The sequence below is a fragment of the Dactylosporangium aurantiacum genome (assembly GCF_000716715.1).
GTDB lineage: Bacteria > Actinomycetota > Actinomycetes > Mycobacteriales > Micromonosporaceae > Dactylosporangium > Dactylosporangium aurantiacum.
Map to the genome: position 1 here is coordinate 235560 of NZ_JNYJ01000001.1, position 17727 is coordinate 253286.

18 protein-coding genes are annotated in these 17727 nt (G+C 73.8%); 8 read left to right on the forward strand and 10 right to left on the reverse strand.

Features of this window, described 5'->3' with window-relative positions:
- The first annotated feature begins 78 nt into the window (after positions 1–78).
- Together OP18_RS01090 and OP18_RS01095 are read left to right on the forward strand one after the other, a co-directional pair.
- On the forward strand, positions 79–435 hold the full coding sequence (locus tag OP18_RS01090) for a TIGR02611 family protein (protein WP_033356716.1): 357 nt from the start codon (positions 79–81) through the stop codon (positions 433–435).
- 383 nt (positions 436–818) lie between these two features.
- Positions 819–1175 (forward strand): histone-like nucleoid-structuring protein Lsr2, encoded by a 357-nt coding sequence (locus tag OP18_RS01095; RefSeq protein WP_033356717.1) that lies wholly within the window; start codon positions 819–821, stop codon positions 1173–1175.
- 128 nt (positions 1176–1303) lie between these two features.
- Here OP18_RS01095 and OP18_RS01100 read toward each other — a convergent pair whose 3' ends face one another.
- From OP18_RS01100 to OP18_RS01140, 9 genes are all read right to left on the reverse strand, one after another.
- The gene (locus OP18_RS01100; RefSeq protein WP_033356718.1) at positions 1304–2344 is read right to left on the reverse strand and encodes a LacI family DNA-binding transcriptional regulator; all 1041 of its coding nucleotides are present in this window, start codon (positions 2342–2344) and stop codon (positions 1304–1306) included.
- Positions 2345–2478: 134 nt separating this feature from the next.
- Complete coding sequence (locus tag OP18_RS01105) at positions 2479–3309, reverse strand: carbohydrate ABC transporter permease (RefSeq protein ID WP_033356719.1); 831 nt, start codon at positions 3307–3309, stop codon at positions 2479–2481.
- A complete protein-coding gene (locus tag OP18_RS01110; RefSeq protein ID WP_033356720.1) occupies positions 3299–4183 on the reverse strand; it encodes a carbohydrate ABC transporter permease in 885 nt (294 codons plus the stop codon). The genes OP18_RS01105 and OP18_RS01110 overlap by 11 nt, the downstream gene beginning before the upstream one ends.
- Complete coding sequence (locus OP18_RS01115) at positions 4180–5454, reverse strand: ABC transporter substrate-binding protein (RefSeq protein ID WP_052386045.1); 1275 nt, start codon at positions 5452–5454, stop codon at positions 4180–4182. The genes OP18_RS01110 and OP18_RS01115 overlap by 4 nt, the downstream gene beginning before the upstream one ends.
- A gap of 23 nt (positions 5455–5477) precedes the next feature.
- Positions 5478–7082, reverse strand: a complete 1605-nt coding sequence (locus OP18_RS01120) for an FAD-dependent oxidoreductase (RefSeq protein ID WP_211273400.1) — start codon at positions 7080–7082, stop codon at positions 5478–5480.
- A complete protein-coding gene (locus tag OP18_RS01125) occupies positions 7079–8068 on the reverse strand; it encodes a LacI family DNA-binding transcriptional regulator (protein WP_033356723.1) in 990 nt (329 codons plus the stop codon). The genes OP18_RS01120 and OP18_RS01125 overlap by 4 nt, the downstream gene beginning before the upstream one ends.
- A 159-nt stretch (positions 8069–8227) precedes the next feature.
- The gene (locus tag OP18_RS01130; protein WP_245635213.1) at positions 8228–10363 is read right to left on the reverse strand and encodes a xanthine dehydrogenase family protein molybdopterin-binding subunit; all 2136 of its coding nucleotides are present in this window, start codon (positions 10361–10363) and stop codon (positions 8228–8230) included.
- Positions 10360–11361 (reverse strand): FAD binding domain-containing protein, encoded by a 1002-nt coding sequence (locus tag OP18_RS01135; protein ID WP_033356724.1) that lies wholly within the window; start codon positions 11359–11361, stop codon positions 10360–10362. Before OP18_RS01135 ends, OP18_RS01130 begins: the two co-directional genes overlap by 4 nt.
- A complete protein-coding gene (locus OP18_RS01140; protein WP_033356725.1) occupies positions 11358–11891 on the reverse strand; it encodes a (2Fe-2S)-binding protein in 534 nt (177 codons plus the stop codon). The genes OP18_RS01135 and OP18_RS01140 overlap by 4 nt, the downstream gene beginning before the upstream one ends.
- Before the next feature lie 88 nt (positions 11892–11979).
- Between OP18_RS01140 and OP18_RS01145 the strand changes: the two genes are divergently transcribed.
- Both OP18_RS01145 and OP18_RS01150 read left to right on the forward strand, forming a co-directional pair.
- Complete coding sequence (locus OP18_RS01145; RefSeq protein WP_033356726.1) at positions 11980–12663, forward strand: class I SAM-dependent methyltransferase; 684 nt, start codon at positions 11980–11982, stop codon at positions 12661–12663.
- A gap of 62 nt (positions 12664–12725) precedes the next feature.
- Complete coding sequence (locus OP18_RS01150; RefSeq protein WP_033356727.1) at positions 12726–13685, forward strand: zinc-binding dehydrogenase; 960 nt, start codon at positions 12726–12728, stop codon at positions 13683–13685.
- Here OP18_RS01150 and OP18_RS01155 read toward each other — a convergent pair.
- A complete protein-coding gene (locus OP18_RS01155) occupies positions 13671–14102 on the reverse strand; it encodes a rhodanese-like domain-containing protein (RefSeq protein WP_033356728.1) in 432 nt (143 codons plus the stop codon). The genes OP18_RS01150 and OP18_RS01155 overlap by 15 nt on opposite strands.
- Before the next feature lie 71 nt (positions 14103–14173).
- Here OP18_RS01155 and OP18_RS01160 point away from each other — a divergent pair, with 71 nt between their 5' ends.
- From OP18_RS01160 to OP18_RS01175, 4 genes are read left to right on the forward strand one after another with little or no spacing between them, the layout of a single operon-like run.
- The gene (locus OP18_RS01160; RefSeq protein WP_033356729.1) at positions 14174–15151 is read left to right on the forward strand and encodes a helix-turn-helix domain-containing protein; all 978 of its coding nucleotides are present in this window, start codon (positions 14174–14176) and stop codon (positions 15149–15151) included.
- A gap of 11 nt (positions 15152–15162) precedes the next feature.
- Positions 15163–15957 (forward strand): ABC transporter permease, encoded by a 795-nt coding sequence (locus OP18_RS01165; RefSeq protein WP_033356730.1) that lies wholly within the window; start codon positions 15163–15165, stop codon positions 15955–15957.
- Positions 15950–16759, forward strand: coding sequence for an ABC transporter permease (locus OP18_RS01170; RefSeq protein WP_033356731.1), 810 nt, complete (start codon positions 15950–15952; stop codon positions 16757–16759). Before OP18_RS01165 ends, OP18_RS01170 begins: the two co-directional genes overlap by 8 nt.
- The gene (locus OP18_RS01175; protein ID WP_033356732.1) at positions 16756–17685 is read left to right on the forward strand and encodes an ABC transporter ATP-binding protein; all 930 of its coding nucleotides are present in this window, start codon (positions 16756–16758) and stop codon (positions 17683–17685) included. Before OP18_RS01170 ends, OP18_RS01175 begins: the two co-directional genes overlap by 4 nt.
- Positions 17686–17727: the final 42 nt, after the last annotated feature.

Sequence of the window (17727 nt, forward strand, 5' to 3'; positions counted from 1 at the left end):
GCCCCTGACAGCCCCGCCCCCGACGGCGAAACCGGCGGTGAACCCGGTGACGGCCCCGCCGCCGGCACCGCCCGCCGGGTGATCCGCAGGGTCGCCGGCCGGCTGATGCGCTGGCGTGAGCGGCTCTACGCGACCCGGGCCGGCCGGTTCGGCGTGAAGATCGTGGTGGCGCTGATGGGGACGCTGGTGATCGCCGTCGGCGTGGTGCTGCTGCCGCTGCCCGGTCCAGGCTGGGTCATCATCCTGGGCGGCCTGGCGATCCTGGCCATGGAGTTCCACTGGGCGCGACGGCTGCTGACGTTCACCCGCCGGCAGTTGCTGCGCTGGACCCGCCTGGTGCGCGAGGGCTCCTGGCTGGTGCGGATCGTCTCCGTCGGCGGTCTGCTGCTCGTCGTCGGTGCGGCGTTGCTGCTCTCGCTGCGGATGCTCGCCTGACTTCACGACAGCGATCATGCTGCCGCCCGGGATGAGCCAAGGACATCCGTGCCGGGTGACTCAGGAAGGTCCCGGATACGGCCCTGTTGCGGGCCTGATGCGGGCCTCATGCGGGCGCGGATCGGGTGCGCCGGCATAGCGATGATCGGTTCCTGCCTTAACCGATTGTGCGCGTTTCATCTTGTCTGCGTTTCGTGACGCGCTGATTTGCGTGCCGGGTGAGCGTGAACGGTACGGTGGGAGTAATCTCGCCCCGTACCGGGGCGTAACATCCCGCTGAGTATCTTGTTCGTGTCCGAATGATGGCGGCACGCACGTGTCGTGATGCGGTGCGCCGCGTCAGTGACGCGCAGACATTGGCAGCACCTGAGGAAAGGCCACTCATGGCAAAACGCGTCATCCACGAGCTGATCGACGACATCGACGGCAAGCCCGCCGCCGAGAGCATCGTGTTCGCGCTCGACGGCGTGCAGTACGAGATCGACCTGTCCGCGGCCAACGCCGCGAAGCTGCGCGACGCCGTCGCCCCGTTCGTCGCCGCCGCGACGAAGATCGGGCGTGGTGGCGTGGTCAGCACCGTGCGCGGCCGCGACGTGCGCGGCCGGGGCGTCACCCGCGGCGACCGCGACCAGAACCGTGCCATTCGGGAATGGGCGCAGGCCAAGGGGATCGACGTTTCCGACCGGGGCCGGATCAAGCAGGACGTGGTCGACCGCTACCACGCCGAGGCCGGCCGCTAAACACGGCCGTCCGGCACCGAAATATCACGAGTTGAGAAACCGGTCGATGCAGTGTCGCATTCCGGTGAAACGCGATCGAGCCGTGGCCCCCGCCGGGCCACGGCTCGGTCACAATAGCGACGCGGCGGCTAAGGCCGGTCCCGCCGCGGGCCGAACGTGCTGCCGGCATAGACGGTGCACGGCAGGAGCCGCTGCACGGCGGGCTCGGCACCGCCTTCGATGGCGGCGGTCAGTTGCTCCACCGCCTGCCACCCCATCTCCCGGCGCGGGATGCGCAGCCTGGTGAGCGCGTCGTCGAGCGGCCCGGCGGCGCCGGGCTCGCCGAGCGCCACCACCGACAGGTCCCCGGGCACCGACCAGCCCCGCGCGCGGGCCGCCACGACCAGCGCGGCCGCGTCGGCGTGCTCCTCGAGGAACACCGCCGTGAGCCGCTCCCGCTCGATCGCCGCCGGCCACTCCCGCGCCGGCGGCGGCAGGTGCACCCGGTACTGCCCGGTGCCGCCGGCGCCGGTGGGCCGGAAGCCACGGAGCCGGTCGGCGTGCGACTCCGCCGGGCCGCCGGTGCCGAGATAGCCGATCCGGGCGTGCCCCAGCTCCCCGGCCCGCTCGACCAGCGCGGCGACCGCCGCCGGGTAGTCGGCGCCCACGTACGGCACCGGGCCGCCCGCGTCGTCGCGCCGCCCGACCGACACGAACGCGTGCCCCTCCCCGACGAGCCGGACCAGGTCGTCACGGTCGACCCGCCGGCCCAGCAGGATGGTGCCGTCGGCGATGCCGATCCGGCTGTCGGCGTGGAAGATCCGCCGCCGGCCCGCCCCGCCGTCCCCGGCCAGCTGCGAGCTCGACGTGAACAGCAGCAGGTCGCAGCCGAGCTGCTCGGCGCGCTGCTCGATGCCGACCAGGAACGGGTGGTAGAAGTCGGCCGCGGTGCTGGGGAACACCGGCTCGTACGTGAACACGCCCAGGATCCGGTTGCGCCCGGACACCAGCCGCCGGGCCACCGGGTCGGCGACGTAACCGGTGGCGCGGATCGCGTCGAGCACCCGCTGCCGGGTCTCGGGCGCGATCCGCACGTCGTCACCGGTGCGGTTGTTGAGCACCAGCGACACCGTCGCCTGGCTCACCCCGGTCATCCGCGCGATGTCCCGCTGCGTGACCCGCCTGCTCATGCCAGTACTCCGCTGCGCTCCGGTCCGCTCACGCCGCCACCTCCGCTGCGCTCCGGCGTCGGCCTGAGCTCCGCCCTGAGTCCATGGTTCGCAGCCCTCCGCTGCGCTCCGGTCCGCTCACGGTCGAAGGTGTATCACCCTTTGAGCCCGGTGTGCGCGAGGCCTTCGACGAACTGGCGCTGGGCGATCACGAACACGACGAGCACGGGCAGTGCGGTGAGCGACGCGGCGGACAGCTGCACGTCCCACATGGGGCCGCCGTACGCGTCGACGTACTGGGTCAGCGCCTGCGGCAGCGTGAACTTGTCCTTGCTCGACAGGTACACCACCGGCTCCAGGAACAGGTTCCAGCTGTTGAGGAACGTGAAGATGCCGACCGCCCCGAGCGCCGGCCGGGCCAGGGGCAGCGCGATGCGCCGGAACGTGGCGAACCGGCCGAGCCCGTCGACGCGGGCCGCCTCCTCCAGCTCCTTCGGCAGGGTCACGAAGAACTGCCGCATGATGAACGTGGCCAGGACGCTGGGCGCGCCGAAGATCGGCACCAGGATCAGCGGCCAGTGCGTGTCGATCATGCCGAAGCGGTTGAACAGCTGGAACAGCGGCACGATCGTCACCTCGCTCGGGATGAGCAGGCCGGTGAGCACCACCACGAACAGCGCGTTCTGCCCGGGGAAGCGGATCCTGGCGAACGCGTAGCCGGCCAGGGACGCCACCGCCATCGTGCCCACGGTGACGACCGCGGCGATGTACAGGCTGTTCCAGTACTGCTCCGCGAACGGCTGCAGTCGGAACACCTCCCGGTAGGCGCCGAAGTGCCACTGCGAGGGCAGCAGGCGCGGCGGGTAGGCGAAGATCTCGCTCGTCGGCTTGAACGACGACGTCACCATCCACCACGTCGGGAACACGAACGGCACGCACAGCAGCGACAGCAGCCCGTACACGAGCACCTTCGCCCTACTGCTCATGGACGACCCACTTCCGGCGCAGCCGCCACTGCACGAGCGTCAGGGCGAGCACGATGACGAACAGCAGGATGGCCAGGGTCGAGCCGTAGCCGAAGTGGTGGAACTGGAACGCCTGCTGGTAGAGGTAGTAGACGAGCACGGTGGTGGACGTGCCGGGCCCGCCCTGGGTGAGCACCGCGATCTGCGCGAAGACCTGCAGCGAGCCGACCACCGTGATGATCGACGTGAGCAGGATCGTGGGGCTGATCATCGGTACGGTGATGCGCCGGAACCTGGTCCACGCCGACGCGCCGTCCAGCTGCGCGGCCTCGTAGAGCTCGCCGGGCACGCCCTGCAGCGCGGCGAGGAACAGCACCATGTTGAGCCCGACGTTCTTGAACACCTGCACCGCGACCACCGACACCATCGCGGTCGGGCCGGTCCGCAGCCAGTTCGGCCCCTCGACGCCGACGGCCTGCAGCAGCCCGTTGACGCCGCCGTTGGACTGCAGCAGGAACCCCCACACGATCGTCCACGCGACCAGCGACACCACGACGGGGGAGAAGAACAGGGTCCGGTACACCGCCATGCCGCGCAGCCGCTGGTTGAGCAGCACCGCCAGCAGCAGCGCCAGGCTCAGGTTGAAGACCACCAGGCCGACGGAGAAGATGCCGGTCGCGCGCAGCACCGACGGCAGCGACGGGTCGGACAGCAGCGCCTCGTAGTTGCCGGCGCCGACGAACTCGAAGCTGCCGGCCAGGACGTTCCACTCGTGCAGGCTGTACCAGAGCACCAGGCACAGCGGCGCGAAGACGAAGACGGCCGACCCGGCCAGCTGGGGGGCGACGAACAGCCACCCCGCCAGCCGGTCGGCGGTCCTGGACCGAAGCCTCACTGCTTCGCCAGTTGCGGAGCGATCTTGGCGCACACGCCGGACAGCACCGCCTTGACGTCGGCCTGCGGCTGCCACAGCGGGTCGAGGCCGGCGCGGACGGTCTGCGACAGCTCGGCGAACCCGGCATGGCTGGGGCCGACCGTGCCCTTGGCGATCCCGTCGACGACGACCTTCTGCAGCTGGTCGGGCTTGAGCAGCGGGTTGGTCTTGGCGAGGGTCTCCGCGGTCTGCTGCGAGGTGCGCGGCGGCGGGAAGTACGCGGCGAGCTTCGCCGAGTTCGCGGGGCTGGTCATGAAGGCCAGGAAGTCCTGCGCCGCGGCCGCGTGCCGGCCCTTCTTGAACACGCCGATGCCGGCCTGGCCGAACACCGCGTAGGAGCCGACCTTGCCCTGCGGCAGCGGCACCAGGTCCCAGCCGAACTGGTTCTTCAGCAGCGACGCCCGGCTGATCTGGGTGATGGTCATGGCCGCGTCGCCGGCGAAGAAGTCGGCGCTGACGCCGGGGCCGGGCAGCGCCTTGTCGGTGAAGATCGCCTTGTGCAGGGTGGTCATCGCCTCGACCATCTCGGGTTTGTCGAACCCGCAGGTCCTGCCGTCGGCGCTCCACGCCTGCGCGCCCCAGCCGCCCCAGAAGCTGGCCAGGTTCTGCCACGCCTTGTAGTCGAAGTCGCGGACCACGAGGCCGGCCTTGCCGGTGGCGGCGTTGACCGCGGCGGCGGTCTGCAGCGCGGTGTCCCACGTCCAGTTCCCGGCCGCGATGAGTTCCGCCGGGGTCGGCTTGCCGGCCTTCTTCACCAGGTCATTGTTGACGAACACGCCGAACGGCGAGGTGGAGAACGGGTACGCGTACAGCTTGCCCTGGCTCTGCCACAGCTTCATCGGGCTGGCGCCGAGGTCCTCGAACTGGTAGCCCGGCGTCTTCTTCAGCGTGTCGTCGAGCGGGACGAGCGCGCCGGAGGAGACGAAGTCCGGCGCGGAGTTCTCCAGGATCCACGCGAGGTCGGGCTGGTTGCCGCCGGCGATCTGGGTGGTCAGCGCCGTGGTGTAGGTGTCGAACGGCAGCGAGTCGAACTTGATCTCGGTGACGTCCGGGTGTGCCGCCTTGTACTCGGCGGCGATCTCGTTGAACAGCTTGAGGTGCGCCTCGTTGGCGGTCCAGATGGTCATGCGCAGCGAGACCGGGCCGGTGTCCTTGGGGGTGTCGTCCGCGCCGCAGGCCGTGAGGCCGAGCAGCGCCGCGGTCGCGACGGCGAACGCTGTCTTCATTCGCATGGGGGCTCTCCTGGTTGGGGGTGTCAGTAGGCGGTGACGTCGGGCCAGGCGAGCTCGACGCCGTCGGAGGTCAGGCGGGACTGGAAGTCGGCGAGCCGGGAGGGGTCGGCCCGCACGGCGCGGGGCGTGGTGCCCACGTCGAGGCAGAACGCGGCGAGGGCGCCGGCGGCCTCGCCGATGTTCCACTCGACGGGGTGCAGCCGGTAGCAGCCGTTGGTGATGTGGGTGGTGCCGAGGTTCTTCGCCGCCGGCAGGAGGTTCTCGACCCGGCGGGGCAGCAGCGCGCCGAGCGGGATCTGGAACGGGCTGGACGGCACGTCGATGTACGTGTCGCCGCCCGTGGACGGGTGCAGGTCGATGCGGTACATGCCGACGCCGACCGAGTCGGGGTAGGTGACGCTGCCCTTGTCGCCGCGCACCGCGTGGGACAGGTCCTGCTCGACGACGGTGTAGTCGGCGAGGATGCGCCGCGACTCGCGGATGTACGGCGCCTGGGCGAGCCCGTCGGCGGACCCGGTGACGTCGCCGCGCAGCCGCAGGCCGGGGAAGCCGGTGCCGCCGTCGGGGCGGGGCGCCTCCGTCTGCAGCCAGTACAGCACCGAACGGGACAGCTCCCGGGCCCGCGCCAGGTGGTCCGCGGCGTCGGGCACGTCGATGACCGGCGCCTCGAAGTAGTCGATCATCGGCCAGTTGACCAGGGTGATGTCGCTGGCGTACGCGCCGGGCGTGAACAGCTTGCGGGCCGCGATGCGCCGGAACGTCCACAGGTTCGCGTCGCCCGGGTTGAGCCGCTGGTCGGCGACGACGCCGACCGGGTCGTCGTCGGGGTTCGGGGTGAAGCTGCGCTCGGAGATCTCCAGGGTCCGCGGGTGCGGGGAGCGCCACGACAGCAGCGGCCCGCCCCAGAACGCCGGCGCGTACGCCCGCCAGAACCCGTACGCGCCGGGCCGGTCGATCGTGTGGTCGCCGTCGACGTGGTCGATCGCGAAGCACACCGAGACCGCCTGCATGTTCCCCGGCTGCGCGACCGCGGGCGCGCTCGGCTCGCCGGTGTCGTCCTGCGACTCGAAGCCCGTCACGTACTCGGTGCCGGTCAGCGGCAGCAGCTCGCCGGTCTCGGTCGCGTCCAGCACGTACCGCGCGGTGACCGTCGTGGGCTCGCCGCCGTCGCGGTGCCGCCCGGTGACGGCCGTGACCCGGTCGCCGTCGGTGTCGGCGCCGGTGGCCCGCCACGGCTGCAGCACCGTGAGGCGCCCGCCGCCACGGTACGGCTGCAGCATCGCCTCCAGCACGGCCCGGGCGACGGCCGGCTCGTGGCACAGCCGGCTGACGCCGCCGGCGCCGGGGTTGAGGTGCGTCCAGCGCCGCGCCGCGTCGGTGAGCGGGTAGTGGCGCCGGTAGTAGTCGCGGATGCCGTCGCGCAGCGCCCGGTAGCTGGCGGTCACGCCGAACTGCTCGACCCAGCTGTGCTCGTCCGGCGGCACGGCCTGGCTGGTGAGCTGGCCGCCGAGCCAGTCGTACTCCTCGGTGAGCACGACCGTCCGGCCGGCCCGCAGCGCCGCGAGGGCCGCCGCCACGCCGCCGAGTCCGCCGCCCACGACGAGGACGTCCGCCGCCAATTCCTTCACGTGCGCTCCTTGCTGCTTGCAGTTCTCAGGGTTTCACCGGGGACGAGCTCACAGGGGAGCAACGTCTGTCGTGCCGGTCCGCCACCGACGAGCTCGGTGAGGTGGTCGACCGCGCGCCAGCCCATCTCGCGGCGCGGGGTCCGGAACCGGGTCACGTCGAACGGCGGGGGCGTGGCGCCGGCCCTGGTCGGCTCGCCGAGCACCACGACGGACACGTCGCCGGGGACGTCGCGGCCGTGCCCGCGCAGGACCGCGACGAGGTCGGCCGCGTCCGCGGGCTCCTCCAGGAACAGGGCGGTGACGCCCGCCGCGAGCAGCCGCGGGACCACGCCGGCGAGGGCGTCGTCGCGGCGCGGCTCGTGGGTCGCGGACACGCCGGCGGCCAGGCACGCGTCGGCGAAGCCGCGCAGCCGGTCCAGGTGCGACTCGGCGGGGCCGCCGGTGCCGACGTACGCGAGGCGGCGGTGGCCCAGCGCGACCGCCGCCGCGACCAGTGCGGCGGTCGCCGCGCCGTAGTCGGCGCCGACGTAGGGCACGTCGGTGGCGTCGCGGCGCCCGACGCTGACGAAGGGGTGGTGCTCGGCGACCAGCCGGGCCAGTTCGTCGCGGCCGATCGAGCGGCCGAGCACGATGCAGCCGTCGGCGAGCCGCATGCGGTGCGGGCCGGAGGTGAACAGCAGCAGGTCGCAGCCGAGCTGCTCGGCCCGCTGCTCGATGCCGACCAGGAAGGGGTGGTAGAAGTCGGCGGTCGCGCTCGGGAACACCGGCTCGTACGTGAACACGCCGAGGATCCGGTTGCTGCGGTCGGCGAGGCGCCGGCCGACGACGTCGGCGACGTAGCCGGTGGCGCGGATCGCGTCGAGCACCCGCTGCCGGGTCTCCTGGGCGATGCGCACGGCGCCGCTGTCGTTGAGCACCAGCGAGACGGTCGCCTGGCTGACGCCGGTCATCCGCGCGATGTCGCGCTGCGTGACCCGACGTCCCATGCCGGTACCTCTCCCTCGGCGAGCGCTGGAATCCAGCGCTAATGCGTATCAGCAAGCTCTGGGCACGAATCGTGCGCCGGGTCTCGCCGGTCCGTCAAGCCGTGGGAGAGGTTTCGTTATCCGTTCGCGTCAGTGACTAATACGCATTAGTTCACCTGTTCATGATCGGTACCGGGTGATCAGCCGCTCCAGGCCGATCGGCAGGTCCCGGACCCGGATGCCGGTCGCGTGGTACACGGCGTTGGCGACCGCGGCGGCCGTGCCGACGATGCCGAGCTCGCCGATGCCCTTCACGCCCATCGGGTTGAGGTGCGGGTCGTGCTCGTCGAGCCACTCGACCTCGACGCGCGGCACGTCCGCGTTGACCGCCACGTGGTAGGCGGCCAGGTCGCCGGTGACGAAGTCGCCGGTGCGCGAGTCGAGCACGGACTGCTCCAGCAGTGCCCCCGACAGCCCCATCGTCATCCCGCCCAGCAGCTGCGAGCGGGCCGTCGTCGGGTTCACGATCCGGCCGGCGGCGAACACGCCCAGCAGCCGGTCGACCCGGACCTCGCCGGTCACCGACGACACCCGCACCTGGCAGAACTGGGCCCCGTACGCGTGCCGCGCGAACACCGGCCGGTCCCGGATCTCCAGCGTCGTGTCGGCCCGCACGGCGACCCCGCCGGCCGGCACCCGGCCGCCGTGCTCCCGGTCGATCTGCTCGCGCAGCATCCGGCACGCCTTCGTCACCGCCCAGCCCCACGACGCGGTCCCCGTCGACCCGCCGGCGACCGGCGCCGGGCCGATCGCCGAGTCACCGACGGTGATCTCCACCTCGTGCAGCGGCACGTCCAGGGCGTCGGCGGCGATCTGGCGCAGCACCGTGCGGGCGCCGGTACCGATGTCGGCCGCGTTGACCTCCACGTCGAAGCGCTGGTCGGCGGTCGCCCGGGCCAGCGCCGTCGACGGCCACGTCAGCGCCGGGTACGTCGAGGCCGCCACGCCGGTGCCGATCAGCCACTCCCCGTCCCGGCGCACCGCGGGCCGCGGGTCGCGGTGCGCCCAGTCGAAGCGCTGCGCGCCCAGCTCCAGGCACTGCACCAGGTGCCGGCTGGAGAACGGGATCTGCTCCTCCGGGTGGACCGGCGGCTCGTTGTCGATGCGCAGCCGCACCGGGTCCCAGTTGCCGGCGACCGCCAGCTCGTCGATCGCGGACTCCAGGGCGAACGAGCCCGGGCACTCCCCGGGCGCCCGCATCCACCCCGGCGTGGGCACGTCCAGCGCCACCACCCGGTGCGTCGTGAGGCGGTGCGGTGCCGCGTACATGTGCCGGGTCAGCACCGCGGTCTGCTCCACGAACTCGGTCAGCTGCGAGGTCTGGCTGACCGCGTCGTGCCCGACGGCCAGCAGCCGGCCGTTCGGGGTGGCGCCGAGCCGGACCCGCTGGATCGTCGGCGTGCGGTACCCGGCGAGCGCGAACAGCTGCTGGCGGGTCAGCGCCAGCTTCACCGGCCGGCCGACCAGCCGCGCCGCCATCGCCGCCAGGACCACGTTGGCCCGCGGCCCGCCCTTGCCGCCGAACCCGCCGCCGACGTGCTCGTTGACCACCCGCACCGACTGCGGCGGCAGCTCGAACAGCCCGGCGAGGGACTCGTGCACCGCCGTGGAGGCCTGCGTCGCGTCGAAGACGACGAGGCAGCCGCGCTCCCAGAACGCGGTCGTCGCGTGCGGCTCCATCGCGCAGTGGTGCTCCGCGGGCGTGCGGTACGTCGCGTCGACGCGCACCGCCGCGGCGGCCAGGCCGGCGTCGAGGTCGCCGATCGCGGAGCGGGCCGGGTAGCCGGCGTTGACCTGCACCGGCTGGTACAGCGCCGGATGGTCCATGCGCAGGACCGTGTCGGCGATCGTGCCGTCCTCGCGGACCCGCACGAGCCCCGCCCCGGCCCGGGCCGCCTCCGGCGACGTGGCCACGACCACCGCGACGACCTGCCCGCGGTAGGAGACCCGCGGCGACTGCAGCACCAGCAGCTCCGGCTCGCCGACCGGCTCCAGGTGCGGCGCGTTGCCGTGCCACAGCACCGCGAGCACCCCGTCCTCGGCGAGCGCCCGCGACGTGTCGACGTCCACGACGATCCCGCGGGCCACCGTCGACTGGACCACCCACGCGTACGCGGCGCCCGGCACCGGGTGGTCGACCGCGTACGGCGCCCGCCCCGTCACCTTGTCCCACGCCTCGACCCGCGGGCCGGCCGCCCCGATGCTCGGCCGCTCCTGCGCCAGCCGCGGCGCCTGCGTGGTGTATGTGCCCGTCACCAGCTCGCCTCCGTCATCCCGCGCAGCACGCCGACCGTCAGGTTGCGCATCAGCGGCACCTTGTACCCGTTGTCCCGCAGCGGCCTGGCCGTGGCGAGCTCCTCGTCCGCGGCCCGTTCGAAGCTGTCGACCGTCGCCGGCGCGCCGCGCAGCGCCCGCTCCGCCGCGTACGCCCGCCACGGCCGGTGCGCGACCGCGCCGTAGGCGAGCCGTACGTCGCGCACCGTGCCGTCGGCGACGTCGAGGGCGGCCGCGACCGACCCGGTCGCGAACGCGAACGACGAGCGGTCCCGCACCTTGCGGTACGTCGAGGTGCGCGCGATCGGCGCCGCCGGCAGCACCACCGCGGTGATGAGCGCGCCCGGCGGCAGGTTCGTGTCCCGGTCGGGCCGGTCGCCGGGCAGCCGGAACAGCTCGTGCACGCTCATGTCCGCCGTGCCGTGCGGGGTCAGCAGCTCCACCCGCGCGTCCAGCAGCACGAGCGCGACCGCCAGGTCCGACGGGTTCGTCGCGACGCACGGCGCCGGCCCGCCCGGCGTCTCGGTGCCGAAGATCGCCAGGTCGCGGTGCTCGCCGTCGCGGGCGTCGCAGCCGGCGCCGAGCCGGCGCTTGTTGCACGCCTTCGTGACGTCGACGAAGTACCGGCAGCGGGTGCGCTGCAGCAGGTTCCCGCCGACCGTGGCCCGGTTGCGCAGCTGCGCCGACGCCCCCGACAGCAGCGCCAGGGCCACCGCCGGGAACCTGGTCCGCAGCACCGGGTCGGCGGCCAGGTCGCTGTTGGTGGTGAGCGCCCCGATCCGCATCCCGCCGTCCGGCAGCGCCTCGATCTGCCGCAGCGGCAGCCCGGTCACGTCGACCAGCATCTCCGGGGCGGTCACGCCGAGCTTCATCAGGTCCACGAGGTTCGTCCCGCCGGCCAGGAACACCGCGCCGGCGTGCCCGACGGTGGCGACCGCCGAGTCCGGCGCGTCGGCGCGCCGGTACGCGAACGGCTTCACCGCGCCCCCACCGGCTGCGCCGCGACCTCCTCGATCGCCGCGACGATGTTCACGTAGGCGCCGCAGCGGCACAGGTTGCCCGACATCCGCTCGCGGATCTCGGACGCGTCGAGGGTGACGCCCTCGGCGGCGGCCTCCTCCAGCATGCCGACGGCCGAGCAGACCTGTCCCGGCGTGCAGAAGCCGCACTGCAGCGCGTCGTGCGCGACGAACGCCTCCTGCACCGGGTGCAGCGGCGGCGGCCCCTGCGCCGCCGCCAGCTGTGCCGAGGCGCGGCTGCTGAGCCCTTCCACCGTGGTGACCGCCGCGTCCCGGCAGGTGACCGCGAGGACCAGGCAGCTGTTCACCCGCCGGCCGTCGAGCAGGACCGTGCACGCGCCGCACTGGCCGTGGTCGCAGCCGCGTTTCGTGCCCGGCAGCGACAGCTGCTCGCGGAGCATGTCGAGCAGGGTCGTGCGGTTGTCGACGCGCAGTTCGGTCGGGTGTCCGTTGACGCACAAGGTGAGGTCGCTGGTGAGCTGTCGTTCCACCCGGTCGTCCTGCCCACGGCCGCCGCGCCCATGCGTGCCCGGCGCCGGGCACCCCGCGAAGTCACCCGAACTGTGGGACCGTGGTGCGGTGGACGGGGGTGCTGGGGAGGGCGCGGTCACCGCGGACGGCTGCCCCGTGGAGCTGTACACGCTGCTGCCGGCGACCGGCGAGCCGGAGCTCATCCACGCGGCGGTGCCACCGGACGCGCCGATCCTCGACCTCGGCTGCGGCGCCGGCCGGCTCACCCACCCGCTGATCGGCCTCGGCCACCCGGTCACCGCCGTGGACAACTCCGCGGCGATGCTCGCCCACGTGCGCGGCGCCACCACCGTCCTGGCCGACATCGAGACCCTCGACCTGGCCCGGCGGTTCCCGGTGGTGCTGCTGGCCAGCCACCTCGTCAACACCCCCGACGACCGGTTGCGGGCCCGGCTGCTCGCCGCGTGCCGGCGGCACCTCGCCGCCGACGGCCGGGTCGTCGTCCAGTGGCTGCCGCCGGCCTGGTTCGACCGGGTCTTCGCCGCCATGCGCCCCGTCACCGGGCGCATCGGCGACATCGAGGTGACCGACACGCCGCTGTCGCACGACGGCACGGTCCTGCAGGCGGTGTGCACGTACCGGCTCGACGGGCCGGACGGGCGCACCTGGTCGCACCGGTTCGCCACCCGCCGGCTCAGCCGCGCCGACCTGCACGCCGCCCTCACCGGGGCGGGCCTGCGCTTCGAACGCCACCTCGACCCGGGCCGGCACTGGCTGACCGCCGCCGTGTGAGCGGTGTGAGCCCGGTGACCGGCGCTTGACCTGAAGCTCGCTTGAGGTTCGAGGCTGGGACGATGAAGGCGATCGAGGTGGCCCGCTTCGGCGGCCCGGAAGTCCTGCGACTGTGTGAGGTCCCCGACCCCGTCCCCGGCGCGGGCGAGGTCGTCGTCGACGTCGCCGCGGCCGACACCCTGTGGCTGGAGACGTCGGTGCGCGCCGGTGCCGGCGGCGCGTACTTCCCGGTGACCCTGCCGTACCGGCCGGGCGTCGGCGTCGCCGGGACCGTGTCCTCCGGTTCGGGCGGGCGGCGGGTGGTGGCGCGGCTCGGGCACGACGGCGGCGGGTACGCGACCCGCGTCGCCGTCGCCGCCGACGCCCTGGTCGACATCCCCGACGGCGTGCGGGACCGGACCGCGGCCGCGCTCCTGCACGACGGCGTCACCGCCCTGGCGCTCATGGACGTGGTGAAGGTCGTCGCCGGCGACCGGGTGCTCGTCACCGCCGCCGCCGGCGGCATGGGCGCGCTGCTCGTCCAGGTGGCCAGGGCGGCCGGCGCGACGGTCGTCGCCGCCGCCCGCGGCCCCGCGAAGCTCGCCGCGCTGCGCGCGCTCGGCCCGCTCGCCCCCGACGCCGTCGTCGACTACGGCGCCGCCGACTGGACCGACACGGTGTGGAACCTGACCGGCGGGGTCGACGTGGTCCTCGACGGCGCCGGCGGCGACTACGGCCGCGCCGCGTTCGACCTCGTCGTCGACGGCGGCCGGTTCTCCGCGCACGGCATGCCGGCCGGTGCGTTCGCCGTCGCCGACCCCGACCTCGCCCGGGCCCGCGGCGTCACCGCGACCGGCATCGAGGCCGTGCAGCTGCGTCCGGACCGGTTCCGCGGCTACCTGACCCGCGCCCTGCGCGACGCCGCCGCGGGCCGGCTCACGCCGCTGATCGGGCAGACGTTCCCGCTCGAGCGCGCCGCCGACGCCCACGCCGCGATCGAGTCGCGCACGGCGGTGGGCAAGACGGTGCTAACAGTCGCATGAGACCGCCCAGCGGGGCGCGGTCAGCTCGTCGGCCGGGCGCCGCTGCGGCCCGGCCGGCGACACGAACGTGAAGCCCTCCCGGACCCAGTACTCGTACCCGCCGAGCATCTCCTGCACCTGGTAGCCGAGCTTCGCGAACTCCAGCGCCGCGCGGGTCGCGCCGTTGCAGCCCGGCCCCCAGCAGTACGTCACGACCTGCGCGCCGGCCGGCACGACCTCGGCGGCGCGCGCGGCGATCCGCGCGGTCGGCAGGTGCACCGCACCCGGCAGGTGCCCCTGCGACCAGGCCTGCTCGCCGCGCGAGTCGACCACGACATAGCCGGGCGTGCCCGCCTCCAGGGCCGCGTGCACGTCGCTGACGTCGGTCTCGAACCGCAGGCGTCCGGTGAAGTGCGCGATGGCAGCAGTGTTCGTCATGCGCCCATCGTGCTGGGCGGGGCCCGCCACGCGACAGTGGCGTGAATGCCACCGTTCGCTAAGATACCGCCATGCTGGACGTGTCGGTGCTCGTGTACCCCGGCATGTCGGCGTTCGAGACCGGCATCGTCACCGAGGTGTTCGGGCTGCCCCGCCCGGAGTTCGACCGGCCCTGGTACCGGCTGGCCGTCTGCGCCCCGAGCGACGCACCCGTGCCGATGATCGGCGGCGCGACGCTCACCACACCGTTCGGGCTCGCCGAGTTCGCCGCCGCGGACACCGTCATCGTGCCCGGCGTCGCCGACGTCCACCGCGACCCGCCGGCCCCGGTCCTCGACGCGCTGCGCACCGCCCACGCCCGCGGCGCCCGCATCCTGTCCATCTGCTCCGGCGCGTTCGCCCTCGCCGCCGCCGGGCTGCTCGACGGCCGGCGCGCCACCACCCACTGGCGCTACGCGCGGCTGCTGCAGCACCGGTTCCCGGCGGTGGACGTGGACCCGGGCGTGCTCTACCTCGCCGACGGCGACGTGTGGACCAGCGCCGGCAGCGCCGCCGGCCTCGACCTGTGCCTGCACGTCGTGCGCGCCGACCACGGCGCCGCGATCGCCAACGCCGTCGCCCGCCGGCTCGTCGTGCAGCCGCACCGCGACGGCGGCCAGGCCCAGTACATCGAGGCGCCGATGCCCACCACGGCGGGCGGCCCCGGCGCCGACGGGCGGATCGCGCGCAGCCTCGAATGGGCGCTCGCGCACCTCGCCGAGCCGCTCACCGTCGACACCCTGGCCCGGCAGGCGCACATGTCGCCGCGGACCTACCTGCGGCACTTCACCCGCACCACCGGCACCAGCCCGATCCGCTGGCTGATCCGGCAGCGGATCCAGGCGAGCCTGGCGCTGCTGGAGTCCACCGACACCCCGATCGAGCAGGTCGCGGCCGCCGTCGGGTTCGACACGCCGGTCACGTTCCGGCACCACTTCGCCGGCACGATGCGCACGTCGCCGTCGGCGTACCGGCAGGCCTTCCGCACCGGCGGCGGCCGCACCGCGTAGGCTCACCCGTCGTGCGCCTCTGGTCGACGCTCGTCGGTATCGGCTTCCGGCGATGGTCCACCTACCGCCTGGCGGCCTTCGCGGGCGCGTTCACCAACAGCGTGTTCGGCCTGATCCGGGCCGGCGTCATCACCGCCGCCGTCGCCGCGGCCGGCGGCACGCTCGGCGGCTACGACGCGCGGGCCGGCGTCACCTACGTGTGGCTCGGGCAGGCCCTCATCGGCCCCGTGTACTTCTTCGCGTGGAACGAGCTGGCGCAGCGCATCCGCACCGGCGACGTCGCCGTCGACCTCGCCCGGCCCGTCGACCCGATGCTCGCGCACCTCGCCGCCGACCTGGGGCGGGCCGCGTTCGTGGTGCTGCCCCGCGGGCTGCCGCCGCTCGCCGTCGGCGCCGCCGTGACCGGGCTGGCCCTGCCCGGCGACCCGGCCGCGTACGTGCTCGGCGTGCTCAGCGCCGCACTCGCCGTCGTGGTGTCCTTCGCCTGCCGGTGGCTGGTGAACCTCAGCGCGTTCTGGCTGCTGGACCTGCGCGGCCCGATGACGCTCTACCTGCTGGTCACCAACATCCTGTGCGGGCTGGCCGTGCCGGTGCGGTGGTTCCCGGGGTGGCTCGCCGCGATCGCCGCCGCCAGCCCGTTCCCGTCGATGCTGCAGACCCCGATCGACGTGCTCATGGGCCGCAGCGCCGGCTGGGACGCGGTGCGGCTGCTCGCCGTGCAGGCCGCGTGGGCCGTCGCGCTGCTCGTCGCCGGCCGCCTGATCTTCACCCTCGGCAGCCGCAAGCTGGTGATCCAGGGTGGCTGACAACCCCTACGCGGTGCTGGTGCGGCTGCGGATGCGGGCGCAGACGGTGTACCGGGGCTCGTTCGCCATCGACGTCGTGGCCAGCCTCGGCGCGACCGTCAGCGGATTCGGAGAGCTGTACGTCATCTTCGCCAACGTGCCGGCGCTCGGCGGGCTCGACTTCCCGGCGGCGGCGCTGGTCTTCGCGATCGGGCACGTCGCGTTCAGCGTCGCCGACCTCGTCGTCGGGCACCTCGACGCGCTGCCGACCTACCTGCGCGCCGGCACGCTCGACGCGTTCCTGCTGCGGCCGCTGCCGGTCCTCGCGCAGCTCGTCGTCGCGGAGATCTCGCTGCGGCGCTTCGGGCGCACCGCGGCCGGCACCGCGATCGCGGTCGTGGCGCTGGCCCGCTGCGACGTGGCGTGGACCCCGGCGAAGGCGGCGCTGCTCGCGGTCACCATCTGCGCCGGCGCGGCCCTGTTCGCCGGGCTGTTCGTGGCCGCCGCCGCCGTGCAGTTCTGGCTCGTGGAGGGCGCGGAGTTCACCTCGTCGTTCGTGTACGGCGGCAACTACGCCGCCCAGTTCCCGGCGAGCGTGTTCGCCACGCCGGCCCGGGTGCTGTTCACGTTCGTCGTGCCGGCCGCGTTCGTCGCGTACCTGCCGGTGCTGACCCTGCTCGACATCCCCGGCGCGGTCCCCGGCGGCGTCCCGGCCGGCGGCGCGCTGGGCTGGTGCTCGCCGCTGGCCGCCGCGGCGGTCTGGACGGTGGCCCTGCTCGGCTGGCGGGCGGGTCTGCGGCACTACACGGGAGCCGGCTCATGACCGAAGCGATCGTCGTCGCAGATGCGCTGCGGCGGGTGTTCGGGGCGAAGACCGCCGTCGACGGGCTCACGTTCAGCGTGCCGCGCGGCGCCGCCGTCGGGTACATCGGCGCGAACGGGGCGGGCAAGTCCACCACCATCAAGATGCTCACCGGCATCCTCAAGCCGACGTCCGGCTCGGCGCTGACCTGCGGGCTGGAGCCGCTGCGGCACCGCCGGCAGCTCGCCCGGCGTATCGGGGTCGTGTTCGGCCAGCGCAGCCAGCTGTGGTGGGACCTGCCGCTGCGCGACTCGTTCCGGGCCCTCGGCGCCATCCACCGGCTCGGCCGCGACGCGCTGCGGGACCGCACCGCCGAGCTCGTCGACCGGCTCGACCTCGGCGAGTTCGTGGACACCCCGGTGCGGCAGCTGTCGCTCGGCCAGCGCATCCGCGGCGAGGTCGCCGCCGCCCTGCTGCACGGACCGCAGCTGCTCATCCTCGACGAGCCGACGATCGGCCTGGACGTGCTGAGCAAGGAGCGGCTGCGGGTGTTCCTCACCGAGCAGCGGGCGCTGCACGGCACCAGCCTGCTGCTGGCCACCCACGACATGGGCGACGTGCGCCGGCTCACCGAACGCATCCTCGTCGTCGACCACGGGCGGCTCGCGTTCGACGGCACCCTCACCCAGCTCGTCGAGCAGGTCGGCGCGGAACGCGTCGTGGTGCTCGACCTCACCGACCCGGCGCCGCCGCTGGACGGGATCCCCGGCACCCGGCTCGTCGGGGTGGAGGCCGGCGGGCTGCGCCAGCGGCTGTCGTTCGGGTCGGGGGAGACGACCGTCGCGGCGATCCTCGCCGTCGTCGCGCGGCGCGGGCCCGCCGTGCACGACCTGACCATCGAGGAGCCCGACATCGAGGCGGTGGTGCGCCGCCTGTACGCCTCCTGAGACGGCGCACCCGGCAGGACATTTGTCACCGCCGGGGCACGA